Origin of the sequence: Roseivivax sp. THAF30, assembly GCF_009363575.1 — a bacterium.
In the GTDB taxonomy this organism is placed as follows: domain Bacteria; phylum Pseudomonadota; class Alphaproteobacteria; order Rhodobacterales; family Rhodobacteraceae; genus Roseivivax; species Roseivivax halotolerans.
In genome coordinates this window covers 938,634-953,744 of the sequence record NZ_CP045389.1, presented here as the reverse complement: position 1 = coordinate 953,744, position 15,111 = coordinate 938,634, and the positions used below count along the sequence as shown (strand labels likewise).

General features: G+C 64.9%; 19 protein-coding genes. 11 read left to right on the top strand and 8 right to left on the bottom strand.

The window, feature by feature from the left end; translation table 11 throughout:
* Nucleotides 1–81 precede the first annotated feature (81 nt).
* Complete coding sequence (locus FIU91_RS19625; RefSeq protein WP_152461614.1) at nt 82–423, top strand: TraR/DksA family transcriptional regulator; 342 nt, start codon at nt 82–84, stop codon at nt 421–423.
* 13 nt (nt 424–436) lie between these two features.
* Here FIU91_RS19625 and FIU91_RS04525 read toward each other — a convergent pair whose 3' ends face one another.
* A complete protein-coding gene (locus FIU91_RS04525) occupies nt 437–676 on the bottom strand; it encodes an accessory factor UbiK family protein (protein WP_093010451.1) in 240 nt (79 codons plus the stop codon).
* A 92-nt stretch (nt 677–768) separates the two neighbouring features.
* Between FIU91_RS04525 and lgt the strand changes: the two genes are divergently transcribed.
* The 5 genes from lgt (at nt 769) to FIU91_RS04505 (ending at nt 4,851) form a co-directional block, all read left to right on the top strand.
* On the top strand, nt 769–1,653 hold the full coding sequence (gene lgt, locus FIU91_RS04520) for a prolipoprotein diacylglyceryl transferase (RefSeq protein WP_152461613.1): 885 nt from the start codon (nt 769–771) through the stop codon (nt 1,651–1,653).
* A complete protein-coding gene (locus tag FIU91_RS04515; RefSeq protein WP_152461612.1) occupies nt 1,650–2,714 on the top strand; it encodes a class I SAM-dependent methyltransferase in 1,065 nt (354 codons plus the stop codon). Before lgt ends, FIU91_RS04515 begins: the two co-directional genes overlap by 4 nt.
* Nucleotides 2,711–3,466 carry a peptidoglycan editing factor PgeF gene (gene pgeF, locus FIU91_RS04510; protein ID WP_152461611.1) on the top strand — a complete coding sequence of 252 codons (756 nt, stop codon included), beginning with the start codon at nt 2,711–2,713 and terminating at the stop codon, nt 3,464–3,466. The genes FIU91_RS04515 and pgeF overlap by 4 nt, the downstream gene beginning before the upstream one ends.
* Before the next feature lie 222 nt (nt 3,467–3,688).
* Nucleotides 3,689–3,832, top strand: a complete 144-nt coding sequence (locus tag FIU91_RS19345) for a hypothetical protein (RefSeq protein WP_172974939.1) — start codon at nt 3,689–3,691, stop codon at nt 3,830–3,832.
* 338 nt (nt 3,833–4,170) lie between these two features.
* The gene (locus FIU91_RS04505) at nt 4,171–4,851 is read left to right on the top strand and encodes a Hint domain-containing protein (protein ID WP_152461610.1); all 681 of its coding nucleotides are present in this window, start codon (nt 4,171–4,173) and stop codon (nt 4,849–4,851) included.
* Here the strand turns inward: FIU91_RS04505 and FIU91_RS04500 are convergent.
* On the bottom strand, nt 4,848–5,348 hold the full coding sequence (locus FIU91_RS04500; RefSeq protein ID WP_152461609.1) for an Lrp/AsnC family transcriptional regulator: 501 nt from the start codon (nt 5,346–5,348) through the stop codon (nt 4,848–4,850). The genes FIU91_RS04505 and FIU91_RS04500 overlap by 4 nt on opposite strands.
* 229 nt (nt 5,349–5,577) lie before the next feature.
* On the opposite strand from FIU91_RS04500, the gene trxB reads away from it, so the two are divergent.
* The gene (gene trxB, locus FIU91_RS04495) at nt 5,578–6,585 is read left to right on the top strand and encodes a thioredoxin-disulfide reductase (RefSeq protein ID WP_152461608.1); all 1,008 of its coding nucleotides are present in this window, start codon (nt 5,578–5,580) and stop codon (nt 6,583–6,585) included.
* Nucleotides 6,586–6,644: 59 nt separating this feature from the next.
* Here trxB and FIU91_RS04490 read toward each other — a convergent pair whose 3' ends face one another.
* The gene (locus tag FIU91_RS04490) at nt 6,645–7,046 is read right to left on the bottom strand and encodes an ectoine synthase (protein ID WP_152461607.1); all 402 of its coding nucleotides are present in this window, start codon (nt 7,044–7,046) and stop codon (nt 6,645–6,647) included.
* An 18-nt stretch (nt 7,047–7,064) separates the two neighbouring features.
* The gene (locus FIU91_RS04485; RefSeq protein ID WP_216651625.1) at nt 7,065–8,486 is read right to left on the bottom strand and encodes an amidase; all 1,422 of its coding nucleotides are present in this window, start codon (nt 8,484–8,486) and stop codon (nt 7,065–7,067) included.
* A gap of 258 nt (nt 8,487–8,744) precedes the next feature.
* On the opposite strand from FIU91_RS04485, the gene FIU91_RS04480 reads away from it, so the two are divergent.
* A complete protein-coding gene (locus FIU91_RS04480) occupies nt 8,745–10,463 on the top strand; it encodes a bifunctional sulfate adenylyltransferase/adenylylsulfate kinase (RefSeq protein WP_152461605.1) in 1,719 nt (572 codons plus the stop codon).
* 72 nt (nt 10,464–10,535) lie between these two features.
* Here the strand turns inward: FIU91_RS04480 and FIU91_RS04475 are convergent, their stop codons facing one another.
* Nucleotides 10,536–10,763, bottom strand: a complete 228-nt coding sequence (locus FIU91_RS04475; RefSeq protein WP_093010468.1) for a DUF1150 family protein — start codon at nt 10,761–10,763, stop codon at nt 10,536–10,538.
* 4 nt (nt 10,764–10,767) lie between these two features.
* Nucleotides 10,768–11,178: an Hsp20 family protein gene (locus FIU91_RS04470; RefSeq protein ID WP_152461604.1), complete on the bottom strand. Its 411-nt coding sequence runs from the start codon at nt 11,176–11,178 to the stop codon at nt 10,768–10,770.
* 176 nt (nt 11,179–11,354) lie between these two features.
* Between FIU91_RS04470 and FIU91_RS04465 the strand changes: the two genes are divergently transcribed.
* From FIU91_RS04465 to FIU91_RS04455, 3 genes are read left to right on the top strand one after another with little or no spacing between them, the layout of a single operon-like run.
* Nucleotides 11,355–11,579, top strand: a complete 225-nt coding sequence (locus tag FIU91_RS04465; protein WP_093010472.1) for a YdcH family protein — start codon at nt 11,355–11,357, stop codon at nt 11,577–11,579.
* 48 nt (nt 11,580–11,627) lie between these two features.
* The gene (gene purE / locus FIU91_RS04460) at nt 11,628–12,122 is read left to right on the top strand and encodes a 5-(carboxyamino)imidazole ribonucleotide mutase (protein WP_152461603.1); all 495 of its coding nucleotides are present in this window, start codon (nt 11,628–11,630) and stop codon (nt 12,120–12,122) included.
* Nucleotides 12,123–12,152: 30 nt separating this feature from the next.
* Entirely contained in the window at nt 12,153–13,223 is a 1,071-nt protein-coding gene (locus tag FIU91_RS04455; protein ID WP_152461602.1) for a 5-(carboxyamino)imidazole ribonucleotide synthase, read from the top strand.
* On the opposite strand, the gene FIU91_RS04450 is transcribed toward FIU91_RS04455, so the two are convergent.
* Complete coding sequence (locus FIU91_RS04450) at nt 13,213–14,376, bottom strand: alpha-D-ribose 1-methylphosphonate 5-triphosphate diphosphatase (protein ID WP_254702045.1); 1,164 nt, start codon at nt 14,374–14,376, stop codon at nt 13,213–13,215. The two genes, FIU91_RS04455 and FIU91_RS04450, sit on opposite strands and share 11 nt — an antisense overlap.
* Nucleotides 14,352–15,101: a triacylglycerol lipase gene (locus tag FIU91_RS04445; RefSeq protein WP_152461601.1), complete on the bottom strand. Its 750-nt coding sequence runs from the start codon at nt 15,099–15,101 to the stop codon at nt 14,352–14,354. Before FIU91_RS04445 ends, FIU91_RS04450 begins: the two co-directional genes overlap by 25 nt.
* Nucleotides 15,102–15,111 lie beyond the last annotated feature (10 nt).

Sequence of the window (15,111 nt, the reverse complement as noted above, 5' to 3'; positions counted from 1 at the left end):
CGCGCAGGCATTTGACATTCATCAAGGCAGATCGCCGGCCTATGCGCCAGCGTGTGAACGGAGTGACTCGGAGGAAAAGCGATGAAAGACGGAACCATACCCGACCGGACGAGGGATGAAGAGAGGCTGCTCGCCTGGCGCGACGAGATTCTCGAGCGCGAGACACGGATCGAAGCAGAGCTTGACCAGCCCGTCAGTGCCGATTTCAACGACGCGGTCACAGAGCGCGAGACTCACGGAGTCGCCGAGCGGCTCGGCGCGATCGGGATGCGCGAGCTGGCCGCCATCGATGCCGCGCTCGAACGCATCCGCCTCGGCATTTACGGGATCTGCCGCGAATGCGGAGACCCCATCGAGGCCGCGCGCCTCAACGCGATGCCCACAACGACCGAGTGCCTCGAATGCGCCAGCGCGCACGGCTGACGCCCGCTGCGCTTCAGCCCTTCTCGAGCGCGTCGATCCGCGCCTTCAGCGCTTCGTTCTCTTCGCGCGCTTTCTGCGCCATTGCACGGACGGCGTCGAATTCCTCGCGGGTGACGAAATCGCGATCCGCAAGCCAGCGGTCGAGCATGGATTTCATCGCGGTTTCGGCCTCGGTCTTGGCGCCCTGCGCCACGCCCATCGCGTTCGTCATGAGCTGGCTCAGATCGTCGAATACCTTGTTGCGCGTCTGCATGTCTGTCTCCTGATTGGTTGGTTTCTATATGGTCCGTCATGGCCCGCGTCTCAAGGTTGACTCTGGCGCGTCCGCATGGCCTCTCACCGATCATGACCGGTGCCCTTCCCTTCCCGAACATCTCGCCCGAGCTCTTCTCCATCTCGGTGGCGGGCATCGAATTCGCGCTGCGCTGGTATGCGCTTGCCTATATCGCGGGCATCCTGATCGGCTGGCGGATCGCCGTGGCGCTGGTGCGCCGCCCGGTCCTCTGGCGCGCCGAAACGCCGCCGATGAGCGCGGAGCAGGTCGAGGAGCTTCTGACCTGGATCATCCTTGGCGTAATCCTCGGCGGCCGGCTCGGCTTCGTGCTGTTTTATCAGCCAGGCTATTACCTCGCGAATCCGGCGCAGATATTGGCGGTTTGGCAGGGCGGAATGGCCTTCCATGGCGGACTTCTGGGCGTCATCATCGCGATGGCCCTCTTTTGTTGGCGCAACCGCGCGCCGGTCCTGACCACGGCCGACATGCTCGCGGTCGCGACACCGCCGGGGCTCTTGCTGGGTCGGCTCGCCAACTTCATCAATGCCGAGCTGTGGGGCCGCCCGACCGATCTGCCCTGGGGCGTCGTTTTCCCCGGCGAGATGGCGCAGGCCTGCGGACAGGCGATAGGCGAGGTTTGCGCGCGGCATCCCTCCCAGCTCTACGAGGCGGCGCTCGAAGGTCTGGTTCTCGGCGCGCTGCTGCTTTGGCTCGCCTTTCGGCGCGGCCTTCTCAAGCGGCCCGGAATGGCTGCGGGCATTTTCGTCGCGGGCTACGGGCTTGCCCGTTTCCTCGTCGAATTTGTCCGCCAACCCGACGCGCAATTCGTGAGCGAAGGCAATCCGCTGGGCCTCGCCTGGCATGTCGGTGGCTACGGGCTGACGATGGGCCAGATCCTGTGCTTGCCGATGCTCGCGCTCGGTCTCTTCCTGATCCTCCGAGCCCGGCGACCGTGAGCCTTTCCGAGATCATCCAGAGCCGCATCGCGGCCGAAGGTCCGATGTCGGTCGCGGAATACATGACGCTTTGCCTGCATCACCCCGAGCACGGCTATTACTCCACACGCGATCCGCTGGGACAGGCGGGCGATTTCATCACCGCGCCCGAGATCAGCCAGATGTTCGGGGAACTCATCGGGCTTGCACTGGCCCAGGCCTGGGCGGACCAGGGCGCGCCCGCGAACGCAGCGCTCGTCGAACTCGGCCCCGGGCGCGGCACGTTGATGGCCGATGCCCTGCGCGCAACGGCCCGGATGCCCGGCTTTCACGACGCGGTCCGTGTCACGCTGGTCGAAGCCTCCCCGGCCTTGCGCGCAGCACAGGCGGAGACGCTTGCGGCGCACGCGCCAGTCTGGGTGGACAGCGTCGACGCGCTTCCGGAGGATCGTCCGCTCTTCGTCATCGCCAACGAATTCTTCGACGCTTTGCCCGTCCGGCAATTTCTGCGCGACGGCGCTGGCTGGCGTGAGCGGGTGATCGGACTTTCGGACGGTGCGCTGACCTTCGGGCTTGCCGACCGCGCACCGCGCCCGGACCTGTCACACCGCCTCGAGGATACATCCGACGGAGATCTCGTGGAGGTCAGCCACGCGGCGCAGGGCGTTGCCGAGGTTCTGGGCGACCGGATCGCGGCACAGGGCGGCGCCGCGCTGATCGTGGATTATGGCTCCGAGGCGAGCCTCGGGGATACGTTCCAGGCGCTCCGCGCGCATGAAAAGGTCTCGCCCCTGGACGCGCCGGGCACGGCCGACCTTACCGCGCATGTGGATTTCGGCGCGCTCTGCCGCGCAGCGGCCCCGGCACATGCTTCGCCCGTCACGACGCAAGGCGTCTTTCTCGAGACGCTCGGCATCACGGCACGCGCACAGGCGCTGGCAACCCGGCTTTCGGGCGACGCGCTCGAGACACATATTTCCGCGCATCGCCGGTTGACCCACCCAGATGAAATGGGCTCTCTCTTCAAGGTGATGGGACTTGTGCCTGAGGGAGCCGCCTTGCCGCCGGGATTGGTGACATGACGCTCGAAATCATCACGTCGCAGGCGCTGTCGCCGCTGCGGCACGGTTTCTTCACGCGGCGCGGCGGGGCGTCCTCGGGCGTTTTTCAAGGGCTGAACTGCGGCACCGGCTCCTCCGATCAATCCGAGATGGTACGGATCAACCGCGCGCGCGTCGCCGATGCGATGCAGGTTGCCCCCGAAGAGCTTGTCACCGTCCACCAGATCCATTCTGCGGAAGTGACCGTCGTGACGCGCGAGACAGCGCAGCAGCGCCCCCGCGCGGATGCGATGGTGACGCGCGAGCCAGGTCTGGCCCTTGGTATCCTGACGGCCGATTGCCAGCCGGTGCTTTTCGCCGACCCCGAGGCCGGCGTAATCGGCGCGGCTCATGCCGGATGGCGCGGAGCGCTCGCGGGCGTGCTCGAGGCGACGGTCGAGGCGATGGTGAAACTCGGCGCCGACCGCGGCGCGATCCGCGCGGTGATCGGCCCGTCGATCAGCCAGCGCGCTTATGAGGTCGGGCCGGATTTTCTTGAGGATTTCGAGGCGGAAGACCCGCGCTACTTGCGCTTTTTCGCCAATGGCGAGGGCGACCGCATGCTGTTCGACCTGCCGGGCTTTGGCCTGATGCGGCTGCGCGAGGCGGGCGTGTCTGCCGAATGGACCCGGCATTGCACCTACAACGATCCTGAGCGGTTCTTCTCCTATCGCAGGACCACTCATGCCAAGGAAGCCGATTACGGGCGGCTTATCTCCACGATCCGCCTTTGAACGCCCGGTTTCCGCCGCATTTACGGAAACAGTCCCGACCATGCGGCAAGAATTTCCCTGATTTCGTGGTCAATTCGCAGCTCGGCCAATTCGCGAACAATCAGGCGACATTCCGTAAATTGTCCCGCTCTGGTCAAAAGCCCGCCCCAATCCGGCGGCATCTTGCTCTCAAGGGACAGGCGATGACCTGTCGAGCAAAACAAAGACCAAGGAACAGAGCCTATGAAACCGCAACGCCGCTTCATCCAGTCCATCCTCAAATCCGCAGAGAAGATGGACACCCCGCTTCCCTGGCAGCGCGGCGCAACGCGCGCGGCCGCCATCGCGCGCCGTAGCGAAAAGGCTCCGGTCCTCAAGCGCGCCTGACCCCGATTCGGCGCAAGCTTGCCGCGAAATGTGGCGGGCTTACGCGCCCTCCCGAGAACAATCCTCCCTCGTGAACTCGGATTGGCCGGCACCTCGCCGCCAATCCGTTTCTTTTTTTGACGAAACGAAGCGGTTGCGCCTTATTTGTCGGTGAACGCAGTCGCAATGTCCGTTCGTCGTTGTTGGTGGGGGCCAGCACGGATGTGACCAACCTTAGGGGTGATCACATGGCCAGCCTTCAGGCACCAATGTACAACGCCGGCACGCCGCGTCCGCTTCGCGTCTCGCAAGAGTCGTTTGCTCGTCCGGTCGGGCGGCCTCGCCGCGCAGTTTCTCTCATGCGTAGATATGAGGCCGCCGCCCTCCTTCCGGATCTTTCCGTTCAGCACGTCACGCGCACCGCCCCGGCGCATCCGATCTTCGAGGAAACCGCCGCGGGGTTCGCCCGCGGCACGCTTCTTCAGACCCCCTCCGGCCCGGTCGCGGTCGAGGATCTTCTGCCCGGCGACTACGTGGAGACCTCCGACGGGGCCGAGCCCGTCCTCTGGATCGGATCGACCACCTACGTTCCCCGCGTCGAGGACAGCGAAAGCATCCTGACGACGCTCTACCGCGTGACCGGCGGCGCGTTCGGTCCGGATCAGCACGGCCCCGACATGGTCTTCGGCCCGGCCGCGCGATTCCGTGTCCGCCGCGACAAGTTCCGGGAAACGATCGGCCATGACAGCGTCTTCGTTCCGCTGGCCGATTATGCGGATGGCGATCGGGTCATTCCGGTCCAGCCCGGCGGCTCGGTTCAGATGTACCACGTCGCCCTGAGAGAGCATAAGTCGCTCCGCATCGGCGATTTCGAGATCGAGAGCTACCATCCCGGCCCCGGTCTGCGGCGCGAGCTCGGTCCGGCGCTGATGGAGACGTTCCTGTCGCTATTCCCGAACCTGTCGGCGATCGAGGATTTCGGCGAGCTGTCTTGCCCACGCACCTCGCGCGAGGCAGTGCTGCGCCTCGCCGGGCATTAAGCCGTTCGCGACAGCCGCTCTTCGAGCACCTCGAACGGCACGCCGGGCTCGCCCTTGGCATCACGAATGACGAGCGAGGTTTTGACGCTGCCGACATTCGGTGCGGTGAGCAACTCTCCGGTCAGGAAGCTCTGGAAGGTCGACAAGTCGGGCGAGACGCATTTGAGGATGAAATCCACCTCGCCGTTCAGCATGTGACATTCCCGCACGAGCGGCCAGCCCCGGCAGCGCGCTTCGAAAGCGGACAGATCCGCCTCCGCCTGGCTTTGCAGACCGACCATCGCGAACACCTGGACTTCGAAGCCGAGCGAGCGCGGATCCACGTCGGCATGATACCCGCGGATGAAGCCTTGCTCCTCCAGCGCGCGCACCCGGCGCAGGCAGGGCGGTGCGGAGATGCCGACGCGCTTGGCCAGTTCGACATTCGTCATGCGGCCATCCGCCTGTAATTCCGACAGGATCTTTCTGTCGATAGGGTCGAGCCGATGGCTGGCCATGAAGTGTCTCCCGAGGTGCGAATTTGCAGATGATATAGCAGCAATGGCGAGCTACGCAATAATATGTCGCGAGGCCGCAATATTATTTCTGCGTCTGGTCACAATACGATGGAGGTGTGTGCCATGCGCTGAGGTGAACCCTGCGTTTCTGGGGTTTGCGCCGCGCCATCGGCATGCGTATATGCGGCCCCACGAGAAGGCAACCAGACCAGCCGGAGGACGTTCCCCCATGTCCGAGACGAAGCGCACCAAGGTTCTCATTATCGGCTCCGGCCCTGCGGGCTACACGGCGGGCGTCTATGCCAGCCGCGCCATGCTCGATCCGATCCTCGTTCAGGGGATCGAGCCGGGCGGGCAGCTCACGACGACGACCGATGTCGAGAACTGGCCGGGCGATACCGAAGTGCAGGGCCCCGACCTCATGGTGCGGATGGAAGCCCATGCCAAGGCGATGGGCACCGAGATCATCGGCGACATCATTACCGAGATCGATTTCGACAGCCGCCCCTTCATTGCCAAGAGCGACAGCGGCACCGAATACGTGGCCGATTCCATCATCCTTGCGACCGGCGCGCGTGCCAAGTGGCTCGGGCTGCCGTCCGAGGAGAAGTTCAAGGGCTTCGGCGTCTCCGCCTGCGCGACCTGCGACGGATTTTTCTACCGGGGGCAGGAGATCGTCGTCATCGGCGGCGGCAACACGGCGGTCGAGGAAGCGCTCTTCCTGACGAATTTCGCGTCGAAGGTCACGCTGGTGCACCGCAGGGACGAGCTGCGTGCCGAGAAGGTCCTTCAGGACCGGCTCTTCAAGAATCCCAAGATCGAGATGCTGTGGAACCACGCTCTCGACGAGGTGACCGGCACCGAGAACCCACTCGGCGTAGAAGGCGTCCGCGTCCGCCATGTCGAGACCGGCGAGATCACCGAGATCCCCGCGAAAGGCGTCTTCATCGCCATCGGCCACGCCCCTGCCAACGAGTTGGTGAAGGACCGGCTCGAGACGCATATGGGCGGCTACGTGGTGACGAAGCCCGACAGCACCGAGACATCGATCCCCGGCATCTTCGCGGCGGGCGATCTGACCGATCACAAGTATCGTCAGGCGGTCACGAGTGCTGGGATGGGCTGCATGGCCGCGCTCGAAGCCGAGCGCTGGCTCTCCGAGCAGGATCTCGACAGCGGCAAGGACGAGACCGAGCCCTTGGGCTACGGTGCGCCGGTTGAAAGCGCCGCAGAATAAGACGACACGAGAAAGGCCGCCTCTCAAGGCGGCCTTTTCGTTGGGGATAGTCGATGAGCCTAGTGCTTCACGATGGTGCCGTCGTCTTCATATAGAGGGTAACTTCCCTCCTCGTCGTGATCCTCGGGTCCGACCAGTGACGGGCTGAAGACGCAGAGGACGGTCATGCCCTCCTCGCTCGACAGGATGTGTTTCTGGTGCTTGTCGAGGGCGTAGAGGACGCCGGGCTCGAGATCCCAGGTGCCGCCTTCGGTCAGATCCTGGATCTGGCCGCTGCCTTCGGTGCAGATGACGGTTTCCTTGTGATTCTTGTACCACATATGCAGGTGTTGACCGGGCTTGATGTAGGTCTCGTGGACCGAGTGCCCCATCCCGTCCTTGCGCAGCGTGTAGCGCTTGGAGATGAACTTGTCCTCATCGACGGCCGTTTTTTCGGCGTCGCTCTTGTGACGGATGATCATGGTCGGGTGCCTCCTTCGTCAGACCGTGGTGCCGGAGGGGTCCGGCACCGAGGGGAACCGCGCGGGATGCGCGCTCATGTAGGCGTGGGATGCGCGCAAGACGCGCAGATCGTCATGCTTGCCGCCGGCGAGTTGGAAGCCGACCGGCAGGCCGTCGCTGGTGAACCCGCAGGGGATCGATGCGGCAGGCTGCTGGCTAAGATTGAACGGGTAGGTAAAGGGGGACCATTCCGTCCAATCCGTCATCTCGGAGCCCGGCGGCACATCGTGGTTCGCCTCGAAAGGCGGGATCGCGACCGAGGGCGTCATCAGGAGGTGATAGTCCTGATTGAACTTCTCGAGCTGCTGGGTCAGTTCGGCCCGTTTCGTCAGCCCGCGAAAGAGATCGACCGCCGTCCAGTTCTCCGCCCGGATCGCGTTGTCCACGAGACCGGTGTCGAGTTTCTGCCGGTCGTTCTTCGACAGCGAGAGATAGAGGTCGCGAGACGCGGTGAACCAGATGTTCTGGAACGGCTCGATCGGGTCGCCGATATCGGGTGAGATCTCTTCAATCTCGGCCCCAAGCTCTTCGAGCTGCTGGGCGGCTTCCCGCACCCGCGAGGCGATCTGCGGATGCACGTTCGCGCAGCCAAGATCGGCGGAGAAGGCAATCCGCAGACCCTTCAGACCTTCGCCAAGGCTCGCGCCCCAATCGTCGGGCATGCCGCGCGCCGCATAAGGGTCGCGATGATCGTAGCGCCCGATCACGTTCAGCATGAGCACGGCATCCTCGACCGTGCGGGTCATCGGGCCGATATGGGACAGACTCGGCGCTTTCGCGGGGGGCCATTGCGGCGTCCAGCCGAAGGTCGGCTTGAAGCCGAACGTGCCGGTAAAAGCGGCCGGTATACGGATCGAGCCGCCCGAGTCGCCGCCCTGGTGGAGCGATCCCATGTTCAGCGCCGCCGCCGCGCCCGCACCGCCCGAAGAGCCACCGGGCGTCAGCCGCGTGTCCCACGGGTTGAACGTCGCGCCGAAGACGCGGTTGTCGGTCACGCCTTTCCAGCCGTATTCCGGCGTGTTCGTCTTGCCGAGGATGACGGCCCCCGCTTCGCGCAGACGCGCGGCCGGGGGGGCGTCTCGCTCGCACAGTGCGTCGCTGGTCAGCAGAGTGCCCTCGCGCGCAGGCATGCCCGCCACTTCCGTCAGATCCTTGAGTGAGACCGGGACGCCGTCGATAGGACTCAACTGCTCGCCCCTGCCCCAACGGCGGGCGGAGGCGCGGGCCGCCTTCTCGGCACCTTCGGCATCGACATGCACATAGGCATTCACAGCGGGATTGAACCGCTCGATACGGTCCAGCGCGGCGCGGGTGGCTTCGAGCGGAGAGGCGTCGCCTGCCTCGAAGGCCGCTCCGAGTTGCGCTGCGGTGAACGTTCCAAGATCGCTTTCGTCGCTCAAGATCGCCTCCGTTGGTTGCGGAGGAAAAACACGCCTCTTGGAGTCAGGTTCCAAACGAGGCACCGGGACGCCGGTTCTGCAAAGGCTCGGTTCATTGGGAAAGGCGTTCCACGCCGATGCCGCGCTGCAGCAAATCGGCCTCATTTCCGTTGCGGGCGGCTCAGACGACTTGCCAGCGTAGAACCACGAGGCTAATGCCGCCGGCAAAACTGCCCTAGCGGCACGTCCGCCTCTACATTTGAAAAAGCAGAGATCGCCATGAGCATTGAATTACCCAATCTTGCCCCCCTGCCCGAGCTTTACGTCTCCTACGAGAGCGCACAGAAACTGAAAGTAGAGGCTGGCGACCTGACGGGCTGGGATCTGACCCCGCGCCAGATCTGCGATCTCGAGCTTCTGATGAACGGCGGGTTCTCCCCGCTGAAGGGGTTCCTGAGCGAGGCCGATTACGACAGCGTGGTCGAGAACATGCGCCTCGCCGATGGCTCGCTCTGGCCGATGCCGATCACGCTCGACGTCTCGGAAGCCTATGCCGACAGTATCGAGGAAGGTCAGGACATCGCCCTGCGCGACCAGGAAGGCGTTATCCTCGCCACGATGACCGTCACCGACAAATGGGTGCCCAACAAGTCGCGCGAGGCCGAGAAGGTGTTTGGCGCCGATGACGACGCGCATCCGGCGGTCCACTACCTGCACAACACCGCCGGAAAGGTCTATCTCGGCGGTCCCGTCACCGGCATCCAGCAGCCCACGCATTACGATTTCCGCGCCGTCCGCGATACGCCGAACGAGCTTCGCGCGCGGTTCCGCAAGCTCGGCTGGCGCAAGGTCGTCGCGTTCCAGACGCGCAATCCCTTGCACCGTGCCCACCAGGAGCTGACCTTCCGCGCCGCCAAGGAAGCGCAGGCGAACCTGCTGATCCATCCGGTCGTCGGCATGACGAAGCCGGGCGATGTCGATCATTTCACCCGCGTGCGCTGCTACGAGGCGGTCCTGGACAAGTATCCGGGCTCCACCACGGCGATGAGCCTTCTGAACCTCGCGATGCGGATGGCAGGCCCCCGCGAGGCGGTCTGGCACGGGCTCATCCGCAAGAACCACGGCTGCACGCATTTCATCGTCGGTCGCGACCATGCCGGTCCCGGGAAGAACTCCGCCGGTGAGGATTTCTACGGCCCCTACGAGGCGCAGGATCTCTTCCGCGAGCATCAGGACGAGATCGGCATCGAGATGGTCGATTTCAAACACATGGTCTTCGTGCAGGAACGCGCGCAATACGAGGCCATCGACGAGATCGAGGACAAGGATCAAGTCACGATCCTGAACATCTCGGGCACCGAGCTGCGCCGCCGCCTCCAGGAAGGTCTCGAAGTGCCCGACTGGTTCTCCTTCCCCGAGGTCGTGGCCGAGCTGCGCCGGACCCGTCCGCCACGCTCGCAGCAGGGCTTCACGGTGTTCTTCACCGGCTTCTCCGGTTCGGGCAAGTCGACCATCGCCAACGCGCTCATGGTGAAGCTGATGGAGATGGGCGGCCGCCCGGTCACGCTTCTCGATGGCGACATCGTCCGGAAGAACCTCTCCTCCGAGCTCGGCTTCTCGAAAGAGCACCGCGACCTCAACATTCGCCGCATCGGCTACGTGGCGAGCGAGATCACGAAGAACGGCGGGATCGCCATCTGCGCCCCCATCGCGCCCTATGCCGCGACGCGCCGCTCTGTCCGCGAGGAGATCGAGCAATACGGCGCCTTCGTGGAGGTGCATGTCGCAACATCGCTCGAGGAATGCGAGCGCCGTGACCGCAAGGGCCTCTACAAGCTCGCGCGCGAAGGCAAGATCAAGGAATTCACCGGGATCTCCGACCCCTATGACGTGCCGCAGAACCCCGAACTGCGCGTCGAGACCGAAGGCACGGACGTGGACAACTGCGCCCACCAGGTGATCCTGAAGCTCGAGAGCATGGGCCTGATCGCGGGCTGATCGACAGCATCGCTCAAACAAGAAAGGCCGCGCGAATTGCGCGGCCTTTTGCGTATCGGCGGATTGATCCGATTAGTGCACGGTCACCGGCGCGTAATCGTTCTGACGCGCGAGCACGAAGGCCATGTGGCGGTCCTTGACCAGCGCGAGGCGCTCACCATCGGCGCGGTGGACCGCGTAGATCGTGCCGCTGCCGGACACCTGCTCGCGGACATCTTCGGGCAGATCGGCGATCTCGACGGAGCGGACGTATACTGTCCGGCCTTCATCGATCTTCGAAAAATCAAATTCGGTATTCATGCTCTCACCCCTTCTTTATCTGGATTGTCTGCACGACGCTCTGCGGTCGGGCGACGCTCAGATCGACATGCAAGAGACCGTTCTCGAGCCGCGCCTCGCCGACTTCCACACCATCGGCCAGCACGAAGCTGCGCTGGAACTGGCGGGCGGCGATACCGCGATGCAGGTACACCCGGCCGTCATCTTCCGCGCTCTGGCGTCCTCGGATCACCAGTTGGCGGTCCTCTACGGTGATCGACAGGTCCGTTTCGGCAAATCCCGCTACGGCGAGCGTGATCCGGTACGCGTCCTCTGCGGTACGCTCGATATTGTAAGGGGGATAGCCCTCCGAGCTTTTGGCGCTGCGTTCCAGCAGGCGCTCCAATTGCTCGAACCCAAGAAGTTGGGGATGGCTCCCCAAGGTCATTTTCGTCATCGACGCATCCTCTTCGCAAGCGATCGTCTGGCAAGATCCCGTTCCGGCGATCCTGAGAGGAAATATGGGGGGCAGATCGCGGCGCTGCAAGCCTCCGGCGCATGCCGGGGCTATGCGCGGGCCTCCAAAAGCGGTATTTTGATCGTCCAACGTGCAGAGATGCGACAGGGTCGGACATGAACGCCTTTTCAGATATTTCCATGAAGTCGGACGAGGTGCTGAAGGTCGAACTCGAGGTGCTCAAACGCGAGCATCGCGACCTCGACGATTCCATCCGTGCCTTGCAGGGCACCGGGACGGCGGATGCGCTGACCTTGCAGCGCCTGAAGAAGCGCAAGCTGCAGCTGAAGGACATGATCGCCTATATCGAGGACCGTCTGTTTCCCGACATCATTGCGTAGACGGATAAGGGGCGCTAACCCGCTTCGGGCACGGATGAGGGATCAGCGATGACGGGTAGCGCGATACGGGTCGGGATCATCATGGGCAGCCAGTCGGACTGGCCGACCATGAAGGAAGCCGCCGATATTCTGGACGAGCTTGGCATCGCGCACGAAGTCCGCATCGTCTCGGCCCACCGCACGCCCGACCGGCTCTGGTCCTATGGCAAGGAAGCAGTCGGACGGGGCCTCAAGGCGATCATCGCGGGCGCGGGCGGCGCAGCGCATCTGCCGGGAATGATGGCCTCCAAGACCCGCGTGCCGGTGATCGGTGTGCCGGTGCAGACCCGCGCGCTGTCGGGCGTCGACAGCCTCTATTCCATCGTTCAGATGCCGCGCGGCTTCCCCGTGGCGACGATGGCGATCGGCGCGGCGGGCGCGGCGAATGCCGGGCTCATGGCCGCCGCGATCCTCGCCAACGAGGACGCCTCTCTCGCCGAACGGCTCGATGCCTGGCGCGAGGCGTTGTCGGCCTCGATCCCGGACGCGCCCGAGCGCGACTGAGACGATTTCTCGAACCCAAGGGCGAAACGCATGACCACCCCCCTTCCCCAAGGCGCGACGATCGGCATTCTCGGCGGCGGCCAACTCGGACGGATGCTGTCGGTGGCGGCAGGACGGCTCGGCTTTCGCACACATATTTTCGAGCCGGGCGCGGAGCCGCCAGCAGGGCAACTTGCCCAAAGCGTGACGACCGCTCCTTACGAGGATCGCGCCGCACTGACGGCGTTCGCCGACGCCGTGGACGTCATCACCTACGAGTTCGAGAACGTGCCGACCGAGGCGCTCGATCTCTTGGGCGAGATGCGCCCGATCCGGCCCGGCCGCGAGGCGTTGCGGGTCAGCCAGGATCGCCTGGTCGAAAAGGATTTCCTGTCGGGCCTCGGCCTCTCGGTCGCGCCCTATGCCGATGTCGCGGATGCGGCCGGGCTCTCCGCCGCGATCGAAACGATCGGCGCCCCCGCAATCCTGAAGACGCGGCGCTTCGGATATGACGGCAAGGGGCAGGCACGTATCAGCCGCCCCGAAGATGCCGAGGCCGCGCTTGCGGAACTGAAGGGCGCGCCCGCGATCCTCGAGGGCTTCGTCGCGTTCAGCCACGAGGTCTCTGTCATCGCCGCGCGCGGCACGACCGGCGAGGTCGCCTGTTTCGATCCCGGCGAGAATGTCCACGAGCAGGGAATCCTGCGGACGACGACCGTGCCCGCTCGCCTCACGCCCGCCCACCGGCAGGACGCGGTCTTGCTCGCGGGGCGGATTCTGAATGCGCTCGATTACGTTGGCGTGATGGGCGTCGAGCTTTTCGTTACGGCGCAGGGTCTTGTCGTGAACGAGATCGCGCCGCGCGTGCACAATTCCGGCCACTGGACGCAGAACGGCTGCGCGGTCGACCAGTTCGAGCAGCATATCCGGGCCATTGCGGGCTGGCCACTTGGCGATGGAGTCCGCCATGCGGACGTCGTGATGGAGAACCTCATCGGCACCGACATGGACCGCGTTCCCGCGCTATCGCAGGAGCGCGACGTCGCGCTCCACCTCTACGGCAAGTCGGAGGTGAAGCCGGGCCGCAAGATGGGCCATGTGAACCGGATCGTCAGAGGCTGAGAAGCCGCTCTGCGAAGGCCCCCGAAAGATAGGCGACCTGCCCACCTGCAAAGGTCGCGGCAACGCGGTTGTCTGCGTCCAGCACGACGAAATCCGCGCGGAGGCCTTCCGCGATCCGGCCTCGGTCCGAGAGGCCAAGCAGACGCGCCGGTCCGTCCGAGACCAGCGACCAGGCGGCGGGCCAATCGCAGATGCCCCGCTCCACCAGCCGCAGCACCGCGGAGAGCGGCGCGGGATAGTGGTAATCTGAAGCGAGCGCGTCGCAGAGCCCAGCTTCGATCAGCTCGATTGCTGCGACGTTTCGCTTGTGGCTCGATCCGCGCACGACATTTGGCGCACCCATGACGATCCCATCGCCGCCACGGCGCGCTTCCTCAGCGGCATCCAGCGTCTCCGGAAACTCGGCGATCCTCAGACCCTGCCCGCGCAGCCGCGCCCGCGTCTCCGCGTCGCCATCGTCATGCGAGCCGAGCCTCACGCCCTGCGCGCGGAGCCTTTCCGCCAGATCCGAAACCGCCGCGTCCACGCGCGGACCGTTCCGGTGCAGCTCCAGCAGGAGCTCGAAATGCGCCTCCGGGCTGCGGCCGCTCTTGAGCGCCTGACCCGTCATCTGCTTGGGCTGGCGTCCTTCGGCGAGCCGATCGTGTGCGAGATGATCGTTGAAGACGAGATAGTCTACTCCGTAGGTCGCGATCGCCGCCTCGGCGCGGGAGAATTCGTCCAGAAGATGCGTCTCGAGCCGAAGCTGCACGCGCAGATCCACGGGCACATCGGCGCGCATTGCGGCCCAGGCGGCAAAGACCTCTTCGGCGAAAACCGGCCCGCGCAAACCGCCTTCCCAGGACCAGAACTGGGCGAGATAGGCTGTCGTCACGCCGTTGGCGGCGAGCTCCGCCGCCGTCGCGAAAAGGCCCCCTTGCGTGTCCCTGAGCGCACCTCGGCGCGGGGCGACATGGCGCTCGAACCCGTCGCCGTGAGCGTCCACGATCCCTGGCAGGATGCGAAAGCCCGATGCATCGACAACGCGCGCATCGATTTCCGCATCAAAGCGGCCGTGGGCGAAGGCGACATCCCTCTCGTCCCAACCCTCCGGGCCCAGCACCTCCGCCCCGGACAAGCGCAGCGCGATCACGGGCAGATCCCGATCAGACACGGCAGCTCGTCAAGTGGCAGGATCTCGGCCCATTGCCCGACCGGCCCGAAATGCCCGGTCTCCAGGAACGTCAGAACCTGCGCCATCGCCTCGGGGCTTTGCATGATGAAGGTGTGGGTGAGCGGCAGGGTCAGATGCGCCGTCATCCCGTCCACCCGCGTCGAAGCGACAGACACCTTACCGTCATCCGCACCCGGAATAAGCGCCGAATAGAACGGGTTCAGCGAACGATTGCCCGCGATGACGCCCAGCTCGAAATCGACCGGCGGCAGCTGCGCGGGCAGATCTTCGGGGCCTGTGCCGAGCTCCTCGCCAGCCGGGCCATTGAGCCACTCGAACACGTCGAGCCCGCCCAGCTCATCGACCAGCTCGCTGCCGTGGTTCGGCGGGGCGAGCATGACCACGCGACCAAGCTCGGGCAGCGGGTTTTCAGCCAGCCAGACCCGCGCGAGGATGCCGCCCATCGAATGCGTGACAACATGCACCGGCGTCTCGTCGCCGCATTCCCGAACGGCGGCAGGCAGCGTGTCCCGCACCAGCGTCTCGATCCGTTTCTCGGTCGAGGGATATCCCGGCGCGACAATGCGATAGCCTTCAAGCTCGAGAACCTCGGCCAGAGGCAGAAACGACGCCTCGCTCCGCGCGAGCCCGTGCAGCAAGATCACGCAATCGGCCCGCACCGGTGCGGCGAGGAGCGTCAGGAGAAGGACAAGGGCAAAGCGCATGGGCGTGACA